Below are 20,717 nucleotides of genomic sequence, written 5' to 3' on the forward strand. Positions count from 1 at the left end.
CCTCCAGAAAACTACGACCAATAAAATACCAGCGCTTTACATATCTCATACAGGTATGCATGGTGCGAAAATGTGCCGGAGCAACGAACTCCGGCGCCAGGGAAACGACAATGAGGAAGTCAAAAATGGTTAAGTTTCAAAGGACCATGGTCGCCACCACAGCGCTGGCGATTGCCCTGTCGCAAGGCACGGCGTTCGCACAGTCCGCCGATTCCGCCCCCGCCGACGATACCAGCGCCGCTGCCGAAATCGTCGTCACCGGCACCCGCATCCCGGTGGCCGGCCTGACTTCCAGCAGCCCTGTCGTTTCCACCGGCGAGCAGCAGATCAAGCTGCAGGCGGCGCTGACGGTGGAGGACTTCTCCACCAAGCTGCCCCAGCTTTCCGGCGGTGTCCGCCAGGGTTCGCAGGGCAGCGACGCCTTCGGCGCCCAGGTTCTCGAACTGCGCAACTTCGGCCAGAGCCGCTCGCTCGTGCTCATCGACGGCACCCGCGCGACTCCGTTCAGCTTCCGTAACTCGGCCGACGTCAACTCGATCCCCGCCTCGCTGATCAAGCGGGTCGACGTGCTGACCGGCGGCGCTGCCGCGGTCTACGGCGCCGACGCGGTGGCCGGTGTCGTCAACTTCATCCTCAACGACGATTTCGAAGGCATGCGCGGCACCGCGACGAGCCGCCTGTCCGAACATGGCGGCGCGCAGTACGGCGGTTCGCTGATGGTCGGCACCGGCCTTGGCGATCGCGGCCACATCGTCATCGCCGCCGACTACACCCAGCGCGACCTCATCCGCGCCGGCCAGCGCGACTGGGCGGAAACCCCGAACCAGACGATTCCCAGCATCGGCGGCGTCTTCACCGACGTGGCGAGCGGTCGCAAGTTCGGCTTCACCGACAGCGGCGCGTTCACCACCAACCCGTCCGCCACCTCGAACATCTCGAACCGCTATCCGCTGGTCTCGCCGCTCAAGCGCATCAATGCCGCGGCGCTGTTCAAATACGAGATCACCCCGCAGATCGAGGCCTATGGCCGCGTGATGTACAACAATTCGCGCACCGAGGAGACCGGTACCCCCGGCGCCACCCCGGTTTCGGTGAACCGCACCGTCTCGATCAGCGAGAGCAACCCCTACCTCACCGACGACATCCGCAACCAGCTGACCTTCGTCAACGGCGCGGCGCAGGTGAACGTCTCGCGCTCGCTGGCCGAACTCGGCCTCATCAACTACGAGACCGAGCGTAACACCCTGCAGGTCCAGACCGGCCTACGCGGCCCGCTGACCGGCGCCACCAAGTGGAACGTCTACGCCCAGTACGGCCGCTCGACCGAGCACACGCTGATCACCGGCGACGGCCTCGTCACCAGCTCGACGGGCGCCAACAAGTTCGATTCCATCGTCAACAGCGTCAACATCTTCGGCCCCAACCAGAGCGGGATCGCCGAAGCGCTGGGCAGCTCGATCGAAGGTTTCGACCGCAAGCGCGACCAGTTCGTGACGGCGGCGACCTTGAGCGGCACGCTGGAAGAGCTGTTCTCGCTGCCCGCCGGCCCGATCGGCTTCGCGGTCGGCCTCGAATACCGCCGCGAGACCGCCAGCATCAACCAGGACACCGCGCTCCTGACCGGCAACACCTACCGCCAGGGCGTGCAGTCGGCCTACAGCGGCGACTTCGACGTCAAGGAACTCTACGGCGAAGTGCTGGTGCCGGTGCTGCGCGACCTGCCGCTGATCCGCAAGCTGGACGTGGGCGGCGCCTATCGTCTGTCGGACTACAACATGTTCGGCACCCACGGCACCTGGAAGGTCGAGGGCAACTGGGAAGTCGACGGCAACCTGCGCCTGCGCGGCACCTACCAGCGCGTCCTGCGCACGCCGAACTTCGGTGAATTCGCCGCTGGCATGTCGTCGCTGCCGTTCAGCAGCCTGGTCACGGTCGACCGCCTGAAGCCGCGCTACGGCGGCGATCCCTGCGTGCTGGGCACCGGCGATGCGGCCCAGTGCGCCCGCTTCGGCGCCCCGGCGGTGGGTTCGGCCAACTCGACTTCGGCCAGCTACCTGACCGGCAACTACTATTATGGCGGCAACCCGGACATCAAGCCGGAAACCGGCTACACCACCACGCTGGGCGCGGTGTTCACGCCGCGCTTCCTGCCGGGCCTCAACGTCACCGTCGACTGGTACGAGCTTGACCTGCGCGGCGCGGTGGGCGTGATCCAGCCGATCGCGGCGATCACCAGCTGCTACGTCACCAACCCGACCGCCAGCAATCCGCTGTGCTCGCTGGTGACCCGCAATGCCGACGGCACCTTCAAGGACGCCTATGTCAACAACCAGAACCTGGGACGCCTGCTCCAGCGCGGTTTCGACATCTCGGCCAGCTACACGCTGCATCCCGCGTTCCTGCCGGGCGAGGGCCTGCGCCTGAGCTATCAGGGCAACATCGTCACCTCGTACCTGATCCAGGCCAACTCCACCGTTTCGGCGGTGCAGTGCAAGGGCACCTTCGGCGCCACCTGCTCAAGCGACGGCACCACGCTGGTCCAGCCCGATTACCGTCACACCGCCGGACTTTCCTGGCTGTTCGACAAGGGCGTGATCCAGTTCGACTGGCAGCGCATCGGCAAGGTCAAGTCGAGCACGGTCGGTTCGACCGAGACGATCTCGGCGCAGAACACCTTCGACCTTTCGGCCTCCTATGAGTTCACCGACGCGATCACCTTCAGCGCCGGTATCTACAACCTGTTCGACAAGAATCCTCCTTATGTGTCGACGGGCGGTGTCTTCAACACCTTCCCCGACACATACGACATCCTCGGACGCACGATCGGCTTCTCGCTGACCGCGCATATCTGAGGAAACCCCACCCTGCGCGGCGCCCGGTCACCCCTCCTCCTCCGACCGGGCGCCCGCTTTTTTGTCGGGCCCTGAGCACCCGCGTTCAGGGCCGGGTCCGGAGACGAGTTCGATGATGTTGCCTTTCACGACGGCGGACTGGCTGGTGATCGCCGGCTATCTGCTGCTGCTGCTCGCGGGAGGCTGGATCTTCACGCCGCGCAAGACCGAGTCCGCGCATGACTACTTCCTGGCAGGCGGCAGCGTCCCCGCCTGGCTGGCGGCGGTTTCGGTGCTCTCGGCCACGCAGTCGGCCGCGACGTTCCTGGGCGGGCCGGACTACGGTTATCACGGCGACCTTACCTATCTCAGCGGCAATATCGGCGGACTGATCGGCGCGATCTTTGTCGCCAAGGTGATGATCCCGCGCTTCTACGCGATCAAGGCGACCACCGCCTACGAACTGCTGACCCTGCGCTTCAGCGAGAAGGCGACGCGCTGGGCGGGCGGCATGTTCCTGATCGGCCGCGTCTTTGCGGGCGGCGCGCGGGTCTATCTGGCCGCCATCGCGCTGGCCATGGTCATCACCGGCACGGTCGAGGCGCAGGGCATCATGATTGCCGCGGCGCTGCTGATCGTGGCGAGCGTGCTGTTCACCTTTGTCGGCGGCCTCAAGTCGGTGCTGTGGAACGACCTTATCCAGTTCGTGGTCTACCTGGGCTCGGCGATCGCGGTGCTGGTGTTCCTGCGGCTTTCGATCCCCGCCTCGACCGGCGAGATCATCCAGGGCCTTGCCCATACGCCCGAGGGCGTGAACAAGCTCAAGATCCTCGACTTCTCGCTCGACACCTCGCACCCGTTTTCGGTGCTGGCGATCGTGCTGGGGCTGTCGCTGCTCTACATCGCCAATTCCGGCATGGACCAGGACACCACCCAGCGCCTGCTCGCCTGCAAGGACGCCAAGACCGGTGCGCGCGGCCTCTATCTTTCGGTCTTCGCGACCGTGCCGGTGGTGGGCATGTTCATCGTTATCGGCCTGCTGCTCCACGTCTTCTACGACCGGCCCGACCTGATGGGCGGGGCGACGGCAGCCGCCGGAAACCAGTTCGGCGGCGAAAAGATCAGCATCTTCATGCACTACATCCTCACCCAGCTTCCCGGGGGCCTGCGCGGTCTTGTCACCGTGGGCATCTGCGCGGCGGCAGTGGCCACTACCAATTCGGCGCTCAACGCCATGTCCTCGGTGCTGGTGCAGGACTTCTATCGTCCCTGGCGCGAGAAGCGCGGCGCTGCCGCGCCCGAGCATCACTTCGTCTCCGCCGGCCGGGTGGGCATGGGCGTGATCGGCGCGGCGATGTTCGTCATGGCGGTCGTCTCGTTCTACTGGCAGCGCTATACCGACATGGGGCTGCTGGAGTTCGCGCTGCAGGTCATGGTCTTCACCTATGCGGGCCTGCTGGGCGTCTATTTCACCGCCCTGTTCACCGGGCGGGGGACGACGGGTTCGGTCATCGCCTCGCTCCTGATCGGCTTTGCCACCATCCTGTTGCTTCAGCCGGGCATCGCCCATGCCATCGGCATGCCGGCCATGCTGAGCAAACTTTCGTTCCCGTTCCAGCTTTGCATCGGCACGCTTGTCGCATTCGTCGTTTGCGCGGTGCCTGCCGGATCGGGCAAACTCATGGCTCCGGCCGAATGACGATCCCGAAATCGGGAACAAGGATATCATGAATACTGAAGCGCTCGACGCCCGTTATCTCGATCTCGACCTCTGGCCGACCGAACTGGCGGTGGAGGCCATGCTGGAAGGGCAACTGGCCGCCATCGCCGCCGTCCAGTCGCAGACGGCCGCCATTGCCGCTGCGGCCGACGCCGCCGCGGCGCGGCTCGGGGACACCGGGCGACTGGTCTTTGCAGGGGCCGGCACCTCCGGCCGGCTGGCGGTGCAGGACGGCACCGAACTCTACCCGACCTACAGCTGGGGGCCGGAGCGGCTGGTGTTCCTCATGGCCGGGGGCTCCGGCGCGCTGACCGAGGCGGTCGAAGGGGCCGAGGACGATGCCGAGGCCGGGCGGGCCGCCGTCGTACAGGACGCGATCGGCCCTGACGACGTGGTGATCGGCGTCGCCGCGAGCGGCCGGACGCCCTATACCCTCGCCGTCATCGAGCAGGCGCGCGCCGCCGGGGCGCTGACGATCGGCGTGGCCAACAATCCGGGTTCCGCGCTGCTCGAAAGCGCCGAGCACGGGGTGCTGGTGAAGACCGGCAGCGAGGTTGTCGGCGGGTCCACCCGCATGAAGGCGGGCACCGCGCAGAAGGCGGTGCTGAACCTCTTGACCACCGCGATCATGATCCGCTTGGGCCTTGTCTATCAGGGGCGCATGGTGGCGATGCGGATTTCCAATGCGAAGCTCTTGCAACGCGGCAGAAACATGGTCCAGGATATTGCCGGGGTAGAGGCCGATGCCGCGGAGCGTGCGCTGGCGGCGGCGGACAACGACATCCGGCTCGGCGTCATCACCGCGCTGGGCGTGCCGGTGGCGGAAGGCAAGGCACTGCTCGATGTGCACAAGGGCAATCTGCGGCACGTGCTGCAGGTGCTCGAAACGCGGGACTGATCGACGATGCGTGACATTGCCTGGACCCGCAGCGAGGAGGGCACGCCCCTCTACCTGCAACTCGCCCGCAGTCTGCGTGAGCATATCAACAGCGGGGCGATCGATCCGGGCAGCGCGGTGCCATCCGAGCGCGAGCTGAGCGAGATGGCCGGCCTCTCGCGCGTCACGGTACGCAAGGGCATCGAACAGCTGATCGGCGAAGGCGTGCTGGTCCGCAAGCAGGGGTCGGGCACGTTCGTGGCCAAGCGGATCGAGGCGCCCGGCGCGCGTCTCAGCAGCTTCAGCACCGATGCCCGTCTGCGCGGCGAGGATCCGGGCGTCGTGTGGATCTACAAGTCCTATGCCCAGCCGACCGAGGAAGAGGCCGCCGCGCTCGGCGTGCCGGTGACGGCGCGGGTGGCGCGGCTTGGCCGCGTCCGCCTGTCGGGCGGTGAACCGCTGGCGATCGAGCATGCGGTGATCCCGGCCGAGTTCATGCCGGATCTCGAAAGCCTGGGGGACTCGCTCTACCAGGCGCTCGAAACCCATGGTTTCTGTCCGACGACCGGAACCCAGCGCGTCCGCGCCTCGCTGGCGACGCCGACCGAGGCGGGCATCCTCTGCGTGAAGCAGAATTCCGAAGTCCTGCGCATCGAACGCACGACCCGCATTCCCGATGGCCGCATCGTCGAGTTCACCCGCTCGGTCTATCGCGGCGACCGCTACGAGTTCGTGACCGACCTCAAGGAACTGTAAAAGCGTCCGCCCGCCGGGGTTTCCGGCGGGCGCGCGCCGGTCTCAGTTGACCGAATTGGTGACGGCGACGACCGAGAACGCCGCGCTCGATACCGTGTTGATGAACTTCTGCAGGTCGACCGCCGGCGCATTCGAGACGAACAGCACGTCGCGGTCCTCGATGGTGAAGTCCTGCGCCAGGAACAGGCTCTGCGCCTGCGACATGTCGAGGCGGTAGATCACCGGGACCTTGCCGTCGCGCGTGCGCCGGGCGGTTTCGGCCATGGCCGGGGCGAGCGCGGCGGGGTCTTCGAGACGGAACACGAAGACGCCGCGGACATTGGCCTGCTGGTCGATCAGCCCGCCGACCCGGCCGAGCGCCTGCGCCAGCGAAAGGCCGCCGCCCTCGAAGGGTACTTCGGAACTCCGGCTCACCGCACCCAGCGCGATGAAGCTGTAGGGCTGGAACATCACGGTCAGCACGTCGCCAGGCTGGACGATGATGTTCTGCTTCGGATCGCGTACGACGGTGTCCAGCGGCATGCGCGCCACGGCGGTGCCGCGGGCGAGCTGCAGGGTGGTCTTGCCGACCGGCTGGCGCGGGCCGCCGCTGCTGGCGATGATGTCGAGCAGGCGCTCGCCCCGCGCGGTCAGCGGCACGCGCCGGCTGGCGCCGACTTCGCCCAGCACGGTGACCGTCCGCGCCTCGTTCTGGACGAGGCGCACGACCACCTGCGGATCGTGGGCGCGCCCCTTGAGGCGCGCGGCGATGGTGCGCTCCACCTGGGCCGGCGTGCGGCCGAGCACCGGCACCTGGCCGACAAAGGGGATGGTCACGGTGCCATCCTCGCCCACCATCTGCTGGGGGATCGCCGCGCCCTGGGCAACGGCCATGCCGGTTTCGACCCGGGCGCTGCCGAACAGCACCGCAGGCGGTGCTTCCCAGACGCCGATGTCGAGCACGTCGCCGGTCCCGATCACCGTGCCGACCGGCGTGCCCGTGCCGAACAGGTCGGAGAAGTGCCGCGACTGCGCGTAGTCGCGCCCCCGCCCGATCACGGCATCGCTGAGGTCGACGACGTGGATGTCCGCGTCGGCCTGAGCGGTCTTGCCCGCGGCCTTTCCAGCCTCCGTAATCGCGCCGGTGGACGGGCCGGAACTGCCGAAACTGGCGCAGCCCGACAAGGCGGCAAGGCCCAGCGCCACGGCGGCGGGGCGCAGGAGCAGGGCCACACGGCGGCAGCGGCTGGCGGGGACTGTCACAGGAACCTCCGGTAGAGTTCGTCAAGGCGGGCGCGATAGGCCTCGGGCGCGAATTTCCGCGCCTGGATGAGGCCCCTGCGGCTCAGTTCCGCGCGCAAGTCGGCATCGGCGCAAAGCGTGCGGATGCCCTGGCAGATCGCGGCGGTGTCATAGGGGTCGACCATCAAGGCGGCATCGCCCGCGATCTCGGGCAGCGAGGCGGTGTCGGAGCAGAGCACCGGCGTGCCCAGCAGCATCGCCTCCAGCGCCGGTAGGCCGAAACCTTCGTAGAGCGAGGGGAACAGCACCCCGCGCGCGCCCCGGATCAGGGTGATGAGCATGGGGAAGGGCACATAGGGCAATTGCACCACGCGTTTGCGTGCCTTTTCGCCCAGCTTGCCTTTCTGGTTGAGGACCTGGAGTTCCTGATCCGACTTCCACGCCTGCGCGCCGATCACCAGCAGCGGCACGTCGACCTGGCTGGCGAGATAGGCTTCGAGCAGGCGGCCGATGTTCTTCTTGGGTTCGATCGAGCCCCAGAACAGCAGATAGTCGCGGTAGCCGAGGTCGGCAAAACCCTCGACCTCGCGGGCCACCTGATCCTCCGGCTTGTCGCGCAGCGCGGCGGGGATGTCGACCGACTGGTAGGTATTGGTGATCCGCTCCGGCGCAATGCCCGCCACTTCGACGAGGTCCCGCCTGGAGCATTCGGACACCGTGACGAAATGGTCGGCGCTGCGGTCCAGCTTGCGGATCAGCCGGAGGTAGGCGCGCTTGTCGTCGAGCGTGGTATAGGGCAGCCGCAGCGGCACCATGTCGTGCAGCGTGTAGATGTTGGGCCGCCCGGCCAGTCGCAGCGGCATCGGGTAGGTCCAGTGCGCGAGATCGGGCATTTCGGGCGGTTTGATCGCCGACAGCTTGCCCCATAGCTTGAAGGCGCTCTGGGCGCGGCGGAACACGTCGGGGGCGTTGAACACGCGGTCGTAGTGGGGAAGCCTGGAGGCAAACGTGCGGGTGACGACCTTGCCGGTGGTCGGCACCGCACGCGCGGTCTGCCCCAGCGGCCCGCGCAGGGCGTAAAGGCACTGCTCCAGCGCGTTGCCCCACTTGCCGGGATGGCGCTGGGCGTCGGTATCGAAGAACGAGACCTCGCGCAGCAGCGGGTCCGGGGACATGTTCGAGCGGTTGCCGTAGAGCACGGCGACCTCGTGGCCGATGCGGCCGATCTCCTTGCTGAGGTTGCGGGCATAGGTGGCGACCCCGGTGCCTTTCTGGAGGCTGAGGTTGTAGCCGTCGATGAGGATGGTGCGGGTGCTTGCGGTCATGACTTGAACTCGGGTGTTTGCGCCTGTTGCAGGGCCGCCTGGGTCAGCGGCCAGTCGGCGAAGCCACCGGCGGCGAGGAGGTGCCGCCAGGCATCCTCCATGCCGGTGATCGCCTGCGCGGCGGCGACCATGCGGGGCAGGTCGGCGGGAGCGAAGGCGACGGCGCAGAGCGCGCGGATCCAGTCCTCGCCCCCGCCCCCGCCCCCGCCCCCGCTGGCGCCTGCGCCTGCGCCGCCCTGCGTGCCGCCGCCCTGCGTGCCGGAGTTCGCGGCCACGGCGCGGGAATCGCGGATCATCGCGGCCAGCAGCGCGTCGCAGGTGGCATGGGTGCGCAGCAGCCGGGCGCGGTCGCCGTCGCTTATTCCGATCTCGGGCTCGCAGCGCCACACGGCGCGGGCAAGGAGGTCGATGTCCGCCTGTCCCGGCGCCTGCCCCGCCACCTCGCCCTTGCGGTAGCGCCCGGGCGGCGCGGCATCGATGTCCAGCCCCTGCTGCGCCATGACGAAGGCGAGGTGCTCTTCGACGTCCTGCACCGGCTCGCCCAGCGCGCAGGCGGTGCGGTAGGAAATCTCGGCGCGTTCGAACAGGCCCTGTTCCTTGCTGACATGGCCGTGCTGCACCCAGTAGGAGCGCTGGAAGGGATAGAGCGCAAGGGCGGCGGCATAACGCCCGGCCGCCTCGTCCCAGGCCCTGGCATCGCGGCGCCAGTCGCCTTCCATGACCAGCGCGCGGAAGCGCTCGTCCTGCAGGGCCCGGTGCTGTGACACCTCGATCAGGGCGCTGCGACCGGGGGCAATGCCGTGGCTGCCGGGCAGCGATAGGCTGGCCTTGCGATTGCCGAGGCCGATGTGTTCGCGGAAGTCCTCGTAGGCCTCGTCGAAGTCCTCGTAGTGCGCGAGGTGGCCCTGGTGCAGCACCGCAAAGCGGTTGCAATGGTCGCGCACATAGGCGGCATCGTGGGAGATGATCACCATCGCCCGGTCGCCGCGCTTGCCGAACAGTTCGTGGTTGCAGCGGTCGTGGAAGCGCGCGTCGCCCACGGCGCCGATCTCGTCGATCAGGAAGCAGTCGAACTCGATGATCATCGAGATCGCGAAAGCCAGCCGCGCGCGCATGCCCGAGGAATAGGTGCGCACCGGCTCGCGCAGATAGGCGCCGAGTTCCGAGAATTCCTCGACGAAAGCGAGGTTGCGGGCAAAGTCCTGATCGTAGATGCGGCTGATGAAGCGGATGTTGTCCACCCCGGTCAGCATCGTCTGGAACGCGCCGCCGAAAGCGAGCGGCCAGGAGACCGACATGGTGCGTTCGATGCGGCCGGAGGTCGGCCGCTCGGCGCCGCTGATCAGGCGCATCATGGTCGACTTGCCCGCCCCGTTGCGGCCGAGCACGCCCAGCCGCTCGCCCATGTGCATTTCAAGGCCGATCCCGTCGAGCACGACATTGTGCCCGAAGCGCGTCCGGTAGACCTTGCGGACGTCGGTGAGGCGGATCATTCGGGCACCACCCGGGCCGAAACCCAGCGCACCGCCAAGAGTCCGGCGAGCGTCAGCACGAGGCTAAAGGGGATCACGTAGGCGAGATCGTAATGGGCATGGGCGCGGGTGCCGAAGTAGCCCTCGCGCACGATCTCGGTGCCGTGGACCATCGGGATGTAGAGCACGTAGTCCTGCGCGATCTTGGGCAGGGCGTCGACCATGAAGGCGGCGCCGGACATCGGGAACAGCAGGTAGGAGAAGGGGTGCCACAGCTTGTCGACCAGCTCGCTCTCGTGCGAGAGCGCGCCCAGCGTGACGGCCAGCGCGCCGCCGAACCAGGCGATCAGCAGCCAGCCGCCCGCCACTTCCAGCACGTTCTCGGGCGGCTTGAGCCAGCCGACCGAGATGAACAGCAGGCTGAGCGTGGCGAACGAGATCGTCGCCCCGCCGAATTCGAGGATGACGCGGGCGGCATAGATGTCGAACACGCGGATGTTGCGGTGGTAGAGCAAGGACAAGTTGCTCCACAGCGCGCCGATGCAGCGCCCCGGCATGTTGCGCCAGAGCAGGACGCTGGAATAGCCGGTGAGCGCGAAGGCGACGATCGGCAGGTCGCTGCCGTGGACCGACTTGGTGGCGGTCCACAGCGCGGTGACACCCAGCGTGAACATCATCGGTTCGACAAAAAGCCAGAGAAACCCGATGTTGTGGCGCCCGTAACGGGTCAGCATCTCGCGGATCAGCAGGGCGCCGAGGACACGCCGCTGGATGCTGAGGCTCTGGCGCAGCGAAGGGGGCGGCAGGGTGTGCGGGGCACTGTCGGTTGCGCGCGCCATCAGTCGCGGTGCTCGCGAATGCCGACCAGCAGCGTCGACAGCACGCCCCAGGCGATCAGGCCGAGCAGCAGGGCCGCGAAGATGCCGATCACGCGGCGCGGCTCCATGGCATAGTCCGGCGTGCTGGGATCGGCGATACGCTGCACATAGGCACGCTTGCGGCTGGCGTCGTTGCGCGCGTCCTGCAGCGAGGCGAGCGCGGTGGCAAGCTGCTTGCCGGCGATCTCGCTGTCGAGCTGCAGTTCCTGATAGCGCGCGGCAGTGGCCGAGAGCGACTTGCGGCCGCCGGCGATGCCGCTGGTCTGCTGGTCGATCTCCGCCTGCAATGCGCGTTCCTGCGTGCGCAAGTAGGGGATCTGCGAGGCCTCGGGGGTGTAGCTCTGCAACTGGCTGAGCTGGGTGCGCACCGAGAGCAGTTCGTCCTGCAACTTGGAGATCATCTGCAGGCGGACCGCGGCTTCCTTTTCCGGGTCGATCACGCCCTCGTCGTTGCGATAGGCAGCCAGCGCGCGGGCGGCGCTGCGGGCGCGCTCCTGCGCCGCGTCCGCTTCGGCCTTCGCGGCGGCGACTGCATCCGCCCGCGCGCGGTCCGACAGGCGGTTGACCAGTGCCTCGGAGCGTTCCAGTAGGCGTTCGTTGATCGCGTGCGCCTGTTTCGCATCGTAGGCCCGGACGGTGAGGTAGACCACTTGCGTGGTGGTCTCGTTCTCCACTTTGACGCGCTTCAGGTAGTATTCGTAGAAGTGCTCGCGGTCATGCTTGCCGCCGAGGCCGAACCGGTCGAGCCAGAAGATCGCGGGCGCGGTATAGGCGCGGGTCAGGAGGCCGTCGCTGTCCGCTTCCTGCAAGGCCAGGCGCGAGCCGAGGTATTCCTGCACGGCATTGCTCTCCTCGCTCGCCGCGCTGAGCCCGCTGCCGCCCAGCATGAGGCCGAGCGGGGACATGCTGCTCTTGTTGGCGCTGCGCACCACGAAGCGCGATTCCGAGATGTAGACGTCGCTGGCGAAGACGCCGAAATAGAGGATCGCCAGCAGCGTCGGGATCAGGACGGTGCACAGGAAGATCGGTTGGCCGAGTGTTTTCAGGCCGGACTGGAGGCGGGACAGCGCGGTATCCTTCATCGTCGAACGGGGGGGCAGGGGATCGTACGCGGTGTGCGAACTCAGGGTGTCCATGCGTCTTTCACTCCGCGTGCGCGGGGGCGGTGCCTAGCGCGGAAAGCCAGGTCTCGACGCGGTCGAAATGGCTCTCCCATGTCGGGGGGCGGAACCGCGCCATGGCGGCGTGCTGGCGGTCGTGCTCGGGGGTGCCGGGGGCAAAGCCGGCGATGGCGGTTTCCCAGTGCAGGCTGGCGTTCACCGGCAGGAGCGTGGGGATGCCCTGGCCGACTTCGTGGAAGCAGGGCAGGTCGCTGGCGATGACCGGCGTGCCCGCCTGCAAGGCCTCGACCATCGGCAGGCCGTACCCTTCGGCGAGCGTGGGCAGGAGCAGGGCGGTGGCCGCGGCCAGCAGGCGCGCGACCTCGTCGTCGCCGCAGCGTTCGAGCAGGGTCACCCGTCCGTTCAGCGCCGGATCGCGGGCGAGGCGCCGGCGCACCGGATCGGAGCCCGCGCCCCACTGGCCCGCGATCACCAGTTCGGGGGCGTGCTCGCCGAGCCTGTGCACGAGCATGCTCCAGACATCGAGCAGAAAGCCGTGGTTCTTGCGGCTTTCGATGGTGCCGAGGCACAGGAAGAACGGGCGGCGAAGAGCGCTATGGGGAGACGTGCTGGGGGAAGGCGCGCTGGAGGCAGGCGCGGCGAGGCGCTGTCCGGCGATGGGCGCCACCAGCACCGGCGGCACTTCCAGTCCTTCGAGGCGGGCAAAGTCCCGCAGGTCCCGCGCAACCGCCGCGGTGCTCACGACAATGCCCGTGCCGTGCCGCAGCGCCCCCAGGACCCGCCCCCGGTGGCGGCGGACGGCATGGGGGCGGCAATGGTCCGCGTGAGTCAGCGGGATCAGGTCGTGTAGCAGATAGGCGCTGCGCAGCCCGGCCGAGCGGGTCCAGCGCTGGTGGCTGGCAAGGTCGAAGTCGGTGTGGTTGACGTTGAGGTAGATCGTGCCGGGGGCGGGGCGCGGCGCCCGGCCCCAACCCCAACTCCAGCCCAGCGCGCGGGGCGCGAAGGCGGTCATGCGGCGGCGAAAACCGGCGTCGCTGCCCAGCAGGAGGTCGAACAGCTCGCGTGAATGAGGCCGGTCCAGCACCCGCACGACGCCTCGGTGCTGGACGACGGCCTGCGCGCGCAGGGCAAAGCGTCGCAGGTAGGCCTGGCCGACGCGGTCGATCCCGGTCGGCAAGCGGCGCGACCAGCTGCGCGCGATCAGCCGCGTGACGTCGAGCAGCAGGGGGCGGTCCTCGGTCATCGCCGGATCAGGCGCCTGCCTGCGAGGGAGCGGCCATTCCGGCTGTTGTCAGGCCGGCTGCGGCCATGGCGGGGCCGCGCGCGCCAGCCCTTGCGTAGATCCCGGGAAGTTCGCGCGCCACCATGCTTTCGGCAAGGGCGTGCATGGCGGCATCGTCGACGTCGATCCACCAGGCGGAGCCGATGTCCATGGTGGCGGCGCGGCCCCGGTCGGCCAGCACCTGCATGCCGTCCGACAGGCTGCCCGCCCGCCCGGCGGCGATCGCCGCGCCGATGGCTTCGGCCAGTTCCGGCGTCGCGAGGAAGGCGCCGCAATCGACGGCATCGTAGTCGGCGATCGTCTTGCCGATGCGGGCGATCCTGTCGTCCTGGCCGAGGCGCACCCAGGTGGCATCCTCGGGATCGACCATGGGGCTGTCGGTGCGGCGGTCGATCGCCAGCGTCACCCCGTGCTCGCGCCTGCCGGTCCGTGCCAGCCCGGCAAGGATCGGCGCGGAGAAGATGTGGTCGGCCATCATCAGCAGGTAAGCGCCTTCGATGGCAGCGGCGCCCGCCAGGACCGACCATCCGTTGGGACGCGACCAGTCCCCCACGCGGCGGACGTCCAGCAGGACGCCCGCGCGCGCGGCGATGGCGGGAAGCGCGGCCTCGAGGCGGTCCGCTTCGTGGCCGGTCGCCACGACCACGCGTGCTACCCCGGCCGCAGCCGCCTGCCGCATGCCCAGTTCGATGAGCGGGATGCCGGCTACCGGCGTCAGCGGCTTGGAGGAACCCAGCTGGCGCAGCCTGCTGCCGTAACCGGCCGCGAGGATCAGCGCGTCCCTCGGGGGGCGGGGCGCGCCGAGGGTCATTCGGCGGCCCGCAGCTCTTCGTCGAGATAGCTGTCGAGCAGGCGCATCGCCGTCTCGTCGGCGAACTGCTGCGGCGGATGCTTGCAGAAGCTGGCCGAGGGGGCGATCAGCGCGCCGCTCTCGCCGCGTTCGAGCGCCAGCTTGCAGCAGCGGATCGCGTCCATCACGCAGGCCGCGGCATTGGGGCTGTCCTCGACCGAGAGGCGCAGTTCCAGGTGCATCGGCACGTCGCCCCACTGCACGCCTTCCATGCGCAGGAAGCAGATCTTGTTGTCCTTCTGCCAGGGAACGTATTCCGACGGGCCGATAAGGATATTCTCGTCAGCAAGCCTATGCGCCAGCGCTGCCTGTACGGCTTCTGTTTTCGATTCCTTCTTGCTCGACAGGCGTTCTCTGTCGAGCATGTTCATGAAGTCGGTATTGCCGCCCGTATTGAGCTGGTACGTGCGCTCGGTGGTCACGCCCCGCGCGGTGAACAGGCTCGAAAGCGTGCGGTGGACGATGGTGGCGCCGACCTGGGCCTTGATGTCGTCGCCGACGATGGGCAGGCCGCGTTCGCGGAAGCGCGCTTCCCATACCGGGTCGCTGGCAATGAAGACGGGAATGCAGTTGACGACGCCGAGCCCGGCCTCGAGTGCGCATTCCATGTAGAATTCACTGGCCTTCTGCGAGCCGACGGGGAGGAAGTTGATCAGGATATCGGCGCCCGAGGCGCGCAGCGCCGCGACGACGGCGGCCTGGTCGGGTTCCGCGGCGTCCGAGACGATGAAGCCGCGCGGCCCGGCCGTGGTCATGTGGCGCGCGACGCCGTCCAGTGCCACGCCCTTCATGACCGTCACCCCGGTCGCGGGCACGTCCCGGTGGAACACGGTGGTGTTGTTCGGGGCCGCGAAGATGGCATCGGCAAGGTCCAGGCCGACCTTGCGGGCATCGATGTCCACTGCCATGACGAACTCGACGTCCGCCGCGCCGTAGCCGCCGATGCGTTCATGGATCAGGCCGCTGCTCGATCCGGTGGCTGCATAATGGGCCACACCCTGAATCAGCGAACTGGCGCAATTGCCTACACCGATTACCGCGACCTTGATTGCTGTCATTGCAGGCTTAACTCCAGATCATATCAATGTGAATTCTGTATGGGTTGACGTCTGATTCAAATTGGAATGGCAGATGTCTGAATAGTGCGCGTAATTTTAGGGTCGTGATTCGCGAAGACGAGGGGAAGACGCCCCGGGCACCGCTCGCGATTGGCATGATAGCCATCCAGAAGAGGCGCGATGAACATGCTTGCCGTTTCCTGCCGTGATCCTGCCCTGAGGGATGAGGGCGTCAGTTCACGTGCGTGTTTCGATAGTGTTTCATCGGTTCGTCTCTTGTCGGCCCGGATTAGGGTAATTGTCGGTATTGTGTTGCAATGCTTCCGGCGGGGTTTCGAGGGGATGACGGAGCCGTTGCCGGACAGCCTTGAATTTAATTTCCGGTGATGTTTTTGTGATGCGCTTGCTTGCAGCGGCCTGATCCTGCTGCCATCAAGGCGGCGAAATCGCTTCTCGCCGCGCTCTCGCGGCTGCCCTTCGAAGGCCCGGCGCTCCATGACCACCATCTGCATCGACTGCCGCTATATCGGCGCTCGCCCGAGCGGGATCGGCGAGGTCGTGCAAGGGCTGGTGGACTGGGTGCCCGTGCTTGCCCCCGACCTGCGCTTCCTGCTGCTGCGCAGCGCCCGGCGCAATACGCCGCTCAGCACCGCGCCGAACGTTGCCGAAGTGATCGTGCCCCATGCCGCGAACGGGCCGGCAACGATGTGGTGGCTGCGCCATGTCGTCGACCTCAAGGGTGTCGATCTGTTCCATGCACCGGCCAACATCATGCCCGCAGGGCTTCCCGTGCCCTGTGTCGTGACCGTTCACGACGTGATGTGGCTGACCCACCCGTCATGGTGCCGCTCGGGTGTGCGGGGGCTGATCGACCGTGCGTTCTACCGGCACGGCATCCGCCGGGCGCTGCGGGACGCGGCGGCGGTGGCGACGGTCAGCGCCGCCAGCGCGGGCGCGATCGCGGCCCTGGCGCCGTCAGCGGCGGCGCGAACATCGGTCACCCTGTCGGGGGTTTCGCCGCGCTTTGCGCCGGTCGGCGGCATCGAGGGCAGGCTCGCCGCGCTGGGGCTGGCGGCGGAGCGCCGCCATGTCCTGACGGTCGGCCAATATGCCCCCTACAAGAACCACGACGGGGCGCTGCGCGCATTTGCGCAGGCGTTTGCAGGGCGTGGCGATGTCGATCTCGTGCTGGTCCAGCGCATGGGCCGGGGCGCCAGCGCGCTTCTGGCGTTGGCCGAGCAGCTGGGGGTCGGCGGGCGCGTGCAGGTGCTGGCGGGGGTGGCCTTCGAGGACCTGCTGGCGCTCTATTCCTCCGCCGCGGCGCTGCTGCACCCCTCGTTCTGCGAAGGTTTCGGCAATCCGCTGGCCGAGGCCATGGCCTGCGGCTGCCCGGTGGTGACCAGCGACGTCTCGGCGATGCCGGAAGTGACCGCGGGCGCGGCGCTGCTTGCCAGCCCGTACGATCCAGGCGCGATCGCCGCCCAGTTGCGGCGCGTCGTCGACGATGCCGGGCTGGCCGGAGCCATGCGGCAACGCGGCCTGGCGCGGGCGCGCGAACTCAGCTGGCGGCGGTTTGCCGAAGCCAACCTTGCTGTCTACCGCCGGGTGCTGGGGGCCGGCACATGAGCGAGGCCGAGCGAAACCGCGCGCTCGCCCCGCGCCGCGTGCAGGATCGATGCGAGCAGCAGCAGGTTGAGCGCGGCCGCTTCATAAAGGAAGTACCAGAGCGGCGAGCCCGCCAGCATCGAGAGCCCCAGCCCGATGGTCCGGTAATTGGCGCCCAGCAGCGGGCTCGGCGGCAGCAGGGCCTTGCTGGCGTCCCGTACCGCCTGCCGCACGCGGACCAGCGCCTGCGCGTCGTCGGCGGCCCCGGCAATCGCCGCATCGAGCGCCTCGCTCCTCGGCCCGGTGCGCTGGGCAAGTTTCAGGTAGGCGGTGCCGAGCCAGGATGCCGGCAGTCCGCGCTGGTCCTGCGTCTGGCGCAGCCATGGCACGCCGTAAGCCCACCACTGGTATTGGCGGCGCCGGGTTTCGTACCAGTTCGCCTGGACCACGCGGCTCAGTCCCGCGCCGAGGGTCGGCAGCCAGGCAATCGCGCCGAGGCTCTGTTGCAGCTGGAAGCCGAGCAGCAGGTAGAGCACGATGTGGCTGGCATAGTCGCAGATCCCGTCGACCAGTTCGCCGGAGGGGCTGCTGCGGCCGGTCAGGCGCGCGAGATCGCCGTCGGCGCCGTCGAACACGTGCCAGCTCATGTGCAGGCAGAGGCCGGCCAGAGCCCCGACCGGCCAGGGCAGGCCGACATAGGCAAGCCCGGCCATGACGACGAGCAGCGCGCCCGCGACCGAGACCGCGTTGGGTGTCACCGGCGTTGCCGAGAGCTGCACCGCGAGCCGCCAGGCCAGCGGGTGGTAAAGCCGGTGGTTGAGCCCGTCCTGAAGCTCGCGCGGGCGGGATGGAGGGCGCTGGCGCGAAGCGGGCGCTCCATGCGATTGGCGAAGATCTGCGCTCATCGTTCCTGTTCGTTGGTCGTCGCCTGCGGCTGGCCATGTCCGGCGTTGCCTGTTCCGGCGGAGCCTGTTCCGCCGCCTTATACGGCGCTCTTGCCCGGCGCCAAGTGTTCCCCCGAAATCCGGAGTCCCTCATCGTGCAAAGCCTTGTGATCGCCTTCCCCTCCGCGCGGGCGGCGGCCTGTCTCGTGGCCGGCATTCCTGCCGCGGTCCGGGCGGCGGTCCAGGCGCTGGCCGGGGATCGTGGGGACGGCGCCGCGTGCATCTTTGTGACGCCCGAGCCATGGGAGCCGAGCGCCCATTGCCGGGCGCAATGGGCGCGGCTTGTGCCCGGGGCAGTGTGCCGCACCGCGCAGGAGGGCGGGCAGCCGCAAGGCGGCGCCCCGGTGCTCGACGGGGTGGCGCTGGTGCTTGCCGCCGCGCGCATCGAGATGCCGGCGGCACCGCGCGGCGCTGCGCAGCCGCTCGCGGCCTTGCGGGCGGCGGGTGCGGCGCTGCTCGCCGCCACGGCAAAACCCGGCGACGGTATCGTGTCGCGCCATCTCAACCGCCCGGTATCGCAGGCCATCTCCCGCCAGCTTCTGAAGATCCCCGGGATCACCCCGAACCATGCCAGTGTCGGCACGGCGCTGCTGGGGCTTGCGATGGCGGCATGCCTGCTGCTGGGCGGGGAGAGCGGGCTCATGGCGGGGGCGCTGCTGTTCCAGGCGGCCTCGATCTTCGACGGCGTCGATGGCGAGATCGCCCGCGCCACGTTCCAGACCTCGCCGCGAGGGGCGATGATCGACAGCCTGATCGATGCGGCGACAAACCTTGCCTTCATCGGCGGCGTGACGGTCAATCTGGCATTGGCGGGGCAGTCCGGCGCGGCGATGGCGGGCGCGGCGGGCCTCGTCATGCTGGCGAGCGGGCTGGCCGCCATCGGCATGCGTTCGGCCCGGCAGGGCGGTGCCTTCACGTTCGATGCGGTCAAGCACCATGCCGCGCGCAAGCCCTCGCGGCTGATGCAATGGCTGACCTGGCTGACCATGCGCGACTTCTTTGCCGCCCTTGCCGCCGTGCTGATCCTGTGCGGTCTGGCGCCGCATGCCCTTGTCGGTTTTGCCGTCTGCACCGCCCTGTGGCTGGCCTATACGCTGACGGTGCTCGGCGCGACCCGGAAGGCGGCCTGATGCGGGGCGGCACGGCGCCGTGAAAATTCCGCACGTGCGGGCGCATTCGTCACACCGGCAAAAAGCGCTGCGCACGGGTTGCAGCGCGCGGCGTGGCCCCCGATATGGGGCGCCCGCCTGCCGGCGCCGCAGCACGGTGCCGGCCGCGTGCAAAGGAGTTCACGAATGGCCTATCCGGATACCCAGCTCTTCATCAACGGTGCATGGCGCGATGCCGCCGATGGCCGGACGCTGGCGGTTCGGAACCCGGCCACCGGGCAGGAGATCGGCCGGGTCGCCCATGCCGGGCGTGCCGATCTCGACCTGGCGCTGGACGCGGCGGCGCGCGGTTTCGAGGTCTGGCGCGACTATACGCCCGCCCGGCGCAGCGTGATCCTGCGCAAGGCCGCCGCGCTGATGCGCGAGCGTGCCGACACGATTGCCGCGGTGATGACCCAGGAACAGGGCAAACCGCGGATCGAGGCGCGCAGCGAGGCCATGGCGGCGGCGGACATCATCGAATGGTTCGCCGAAGAGGGCTTCCGCGTCTACGGCCGTCTGGTCCCGCATCGCAGCGACATCACCGTGCGCCAGATGGTCATCAAGGATCCCGTCGGCCCGGTCGCGGCCTTCACGCCGTGGAACTTCCCGATCAACCAGGTGGTGCGCAAGATCGGCGCCGGGCTTGCCGCGGGCTGCTCGATGATCGTCAAGGCGCCGGAGGAAACCCCCGCCAGCCCCGCCGCGCTGATCCGCGCGTTCGAGGAGGCGGGCCTGCCCGAAGGCGTGCTCAACCTCGTCTACGGCGATCCCGCCGAGATCTCCGAGTACCTGATCGCCAGCCCGGTGATCCGCAAGATCACCTTCACCGGCTCCACGCCGGTGGGCAAGCTGCTGGCCGGTCAGGCGGGCAGGCACATGAAGCGGGTGTCGATGGAACTGGGCGGTCATGCCCCGGTGATCGTCTGCGAGGATGCCGATGTCGATCTGGCCGTGCGCACCGCCGGTCGCGCCAAGTTCCGCAATGCCGGGCAGGTCTGCATCTCGCCCACGCGTTTCCTCGTGCATAACAGCGTGAAGGACCATTTTGCCGAGGCCATGGCCGAAGTGGCGCGGGGCATCGTCGTGGGTGACGGGCTCGACGAGGGCACGCAGATGGGCCCGCTCGCCAACGAGCGCCGTCTCGCCGCCATGGCCGAGTTCCAGCAGGATGCCGTCGCGCGCGGCGCGCGGGTGCTGGCCGGCGGTGCGCGGATCGGCGAGAGCGGCAACTTCTGGCAGCCGACCGTGCTGTCCGACGTGCCGCTCGACGCGCGGCTGTTCAATGACGAGCCGTTCGGGCCGGTTGCGGGCATTCGCGGTTTCGACAGGCTGGAGGAAGCGATCGCCGAGGCCAACCGCCTGTCCTTCGGGCTGGCCGGTTATGCCTTCACCCGTTCGCTGGCCCATGCCGACCTGCTGACGCGGCGCGTGGAAGTGGGCATGCTGTGGGTCAACATGCCCGCGGCGTCCTCGGCCGAACTGCCGTTCGGCGGCATCAAGGATTCGGGCTACGGCACCGAGGGCGGGCCGGAAGCGCTCGACAACTACCTCAACACGCGGGCGGTGGCCGTCGCCAACGTCTGATCGGCCTATCTGGGCCTGTTCCCGCGCTGCCCCGGTTGGGCG

Annotated in this window: 16 protein-coding genes; 7 read left to right on the forward strand and 9 right to left on the reverse strand. The window is 68.4% G+C overall.

Features of this window, described 5'->3' with window-relative positions; translation table 11 throughout:
• The first annotated feature begins 125 nt into the window (after positions 1-125).
• The 4 genes from CA833_RS18445 to CA833_RS18460 all read left to right on the forward strand — a co-directional run bounded on the left by CA833_RS18445 (position 126) and on the right by CA833_RS18460 (position 6,184).
• The gene (locus CA833_RS18445; protein ID WP_207080747.1) at positions 126-2,852 is read left to right on the forward strand and encodes a TonB-dependent receptor domain-containing protein; all 2,727 of its coding nucleotides are present in this window, start codon (positions 126-128) and stop codon (positions 2,850-2,852) included.
• Positions 2,853-2,964: 112 nt separating this feature from the next.
• Positions 2,965-4,530: a sodium:solute symporter gene (locus tag CA833_RS18450; RefSeq protein WP_142638242.1), complete on the forward strand. Its 1,566-nt coding sequence runs from the start codon at positions 2,965-2,967 to the stop codon at positions 4,528-4,530.
• 28 nt (positions 4,531-4,558) lie between these two features.
• On the forward strand, positions 4,559-5,449 hold the full coding sequence (locus tag CA833_RS18455; RefSeq protein WP_207080748.1) for an N-acetylmuramic acid 6-phosphate etherase: 891 nt from the start codon (positions 4,559-4,561) through the stop codon (positions 5,447-5,449).
• A gap of 6 nt (positions 5,450-5,455) precedes the next feature.
• Positions 5,456-6,184: a GntR family transcriptional regulator gene (locus CA833_RS18460; protein ID WP_142638244.1), complete on the forward strand. Its 729-nt coding sequence runs from the start codon at positions 5,456-5,458 to the stop codon at positions 6,182-6,184.
• A 42-nt stretch (positions 6,185-6,226) separates the two neighbouring features.
• On the opposite strand, the gene CA833_RS18465 is transcribed toward CA833_RS18460, so the two are convergent.
• The 8 genes from CA833_RS18465 to CA833_RS18500 are packed head-to-tail and all read right to left on the reverse strand — an operon-like array spanning position 6,227 to position 15,391.
• Positions 6,227-7,426 (reverse strand): polysaccharide biosynthesis/export family protein, encoded by a 1,200-nt coding sequence (locus tag CA833_RS18465; protein ID WP_207080749.1) that lies wholly within the window; start codon positions 7,424-7,426, stop codon positions 6,227-6,229.
• Positions 7,423-8,730 (reverse strand): glycosyltransferase family 1 protein, encoded by a 1,308-nt coding sequence (locus CA833_RS18470; RefSeq protein ID WP_207080750.1) that lies wholly within the window; start codon positions 8,728-8,730, stop codon positions 7,423-7,425. The genes CA833_RS18465 and CA833_RS18470 overlap by 4 nt, the downstream gene beginning before the upstream one ends.
• Positions 8,727-10,223 (reverse strand): ABC transporter ATP-binding protein, encoded by a 1,497-nt coding sequence (locus CA833_RS27295; protein WP_207080751.1) that lies wholly within the window; start codon positions 10,221-10,223, stop codon positions 8,727-8,729. Before CA833_RS27295 ends, CA833_RS18470 begins: the two co-directional genes overlap by 4 nt.
• Positions 10,220-11,041: an ABC transporter permease gene (locus CA833_RS18480; protein WP_142638252.1), complete on the reverse strand. Its 822-nt coding sequence runs from the start codon at positions 11,039-11,041 to the stop codon at positions 10,220-10,222. The genes CA833_RS27295 and CA833_RS18480 overlap by 4 nt, the downstream gene beginning before the upstream one ends.
• On the reverse strand, positions 11,041-12,216 hold the full coding sequence (locus CA833_RS18485) for a hypothetical protein (protein ID WP_242526528.1): 1,176 nt from the start codon (positions 12,214-12,216) through the stop codon (positions 11,041-11,043). Before CA833_RS18485 ends, CA833_RS18480 begins: the two co-directional genes overlap by 1 nt.
• 7 nt (positions 12,217-12,223) lie before the next feature.
• Complete coding sequence (locus tag CA833_RS18490; protein ID WP_207080752.1) at positions 12,224-13,444, reverse strand: glycosyltransferase; 1,221 nt, start codon at positions 13,442-13,444, stop codon at positions 12,224-12,226.
• A 7-nt stretch (positions 13,445-13,451) separates the two neighbouring features.
• Positions 13,452-14,294: an NTP transferase domain-containing protein gene (locus CA833_RS18495; RefSeq protein WP_207080753.1), complete on the reverse strand. Its 843-nt coding sequence runs from the start codon at positions 14,292-14,294 to the stop codon at positions 13,452-13,454.
• Positions 14,291-15,391 (reverse strand): inositol-3-phosphate synthase, encoded by a 1,101-nt coding sequence (locus CA833_RS18500; protein WP_142638258.1) that lies wholly within the window; start codon positions 15,389-15,391, stop codon positions 14,291-14,293. The genes CA833_RS18495 and CA833_RS18500 overlap by 4 nt, the downstream gene beginning before the upstream one ends.
• A 495-nt stretch (positions 15,392-15,886) precedes the next feature.
• On the opposite strand from CA833_RS18500, the gene CA833_RS18505 reads away from it, so the two are divergent.
• Positions 15,887-17,017, forward strand: coding sequence for a glycosyltransferase family 1 protein (locus CA833_RS18505; protein ID WP_207080754.1), 1,131 nt, complete (start codon positions 15,887-15,889; stop codon positions 17,015-17,017).
• On the opposite strand, the gene CA833_RS18510 is transcribed toward CA833_RS18505, so the two are convergent.
• Positions 16,987-17,901 carry a CDP-alcohol phosphatidyltransferase family protein gene (locus CA833_RS18510; RefSeq protein WP_207080755.1) on the reverse strand — a complete coding sequence of 305 codons (915 nt, stop codon included), beginning with the start codon at positions 17,899-17,901 and terminating at the stop codon, positions 16,987-16,989. The two genes, CA833_RS18505 and CA833_RS18510, sit on opposite strands and share 31 nt — an antisense overlap.
• Before the next feature lie 134 nt (positions 17,902-18,035).
• On the opposite strand from CA833_RS18510, the gene CA833_RS18515 reads away from it, so the two are divergent.
• Together CA833_RS18515 and CA833_RS18520 are read left to right on the forward strand one after the other, a co-directional pair.
• Positions 18,036-19,070, forward strand: coding sequence for a CDP-alcohol phosphatidyltransferase family protein (locus CA833_RS18515; RefSeq protein ID WP_207080756.1), 1,035 nt, complete (start codon positions 18,036-18,038; stop codon positions 19,068-19,070).
• A 165-nt stretch (positions 19,071-19,235) separates the two neighbouring features.
• On the forward strand, positions 19,236-20,675 hold the full coding sequence (locus CA833_RS18520; protein ID WP_207080757.1) for an NAD-dependent succinate-semialdehyde dehydrogenase: 1,440 nt from the start codon (positions 19,236-19,238) through the stop codon (positions 20,673-20,675).
• The last annotated feature ends 42 nt before the right edge of the window (positions 20,676-20,717 follow it).

The organism is Novosphingobium sp. KA1, assembly GCF_017309955.1.
Classification (GTDB): Bacteria; Pseudomonadota; Alphaproteobacteria; order Sphingomonadales; family Sphingomonadaceae; genus Novosphingobium.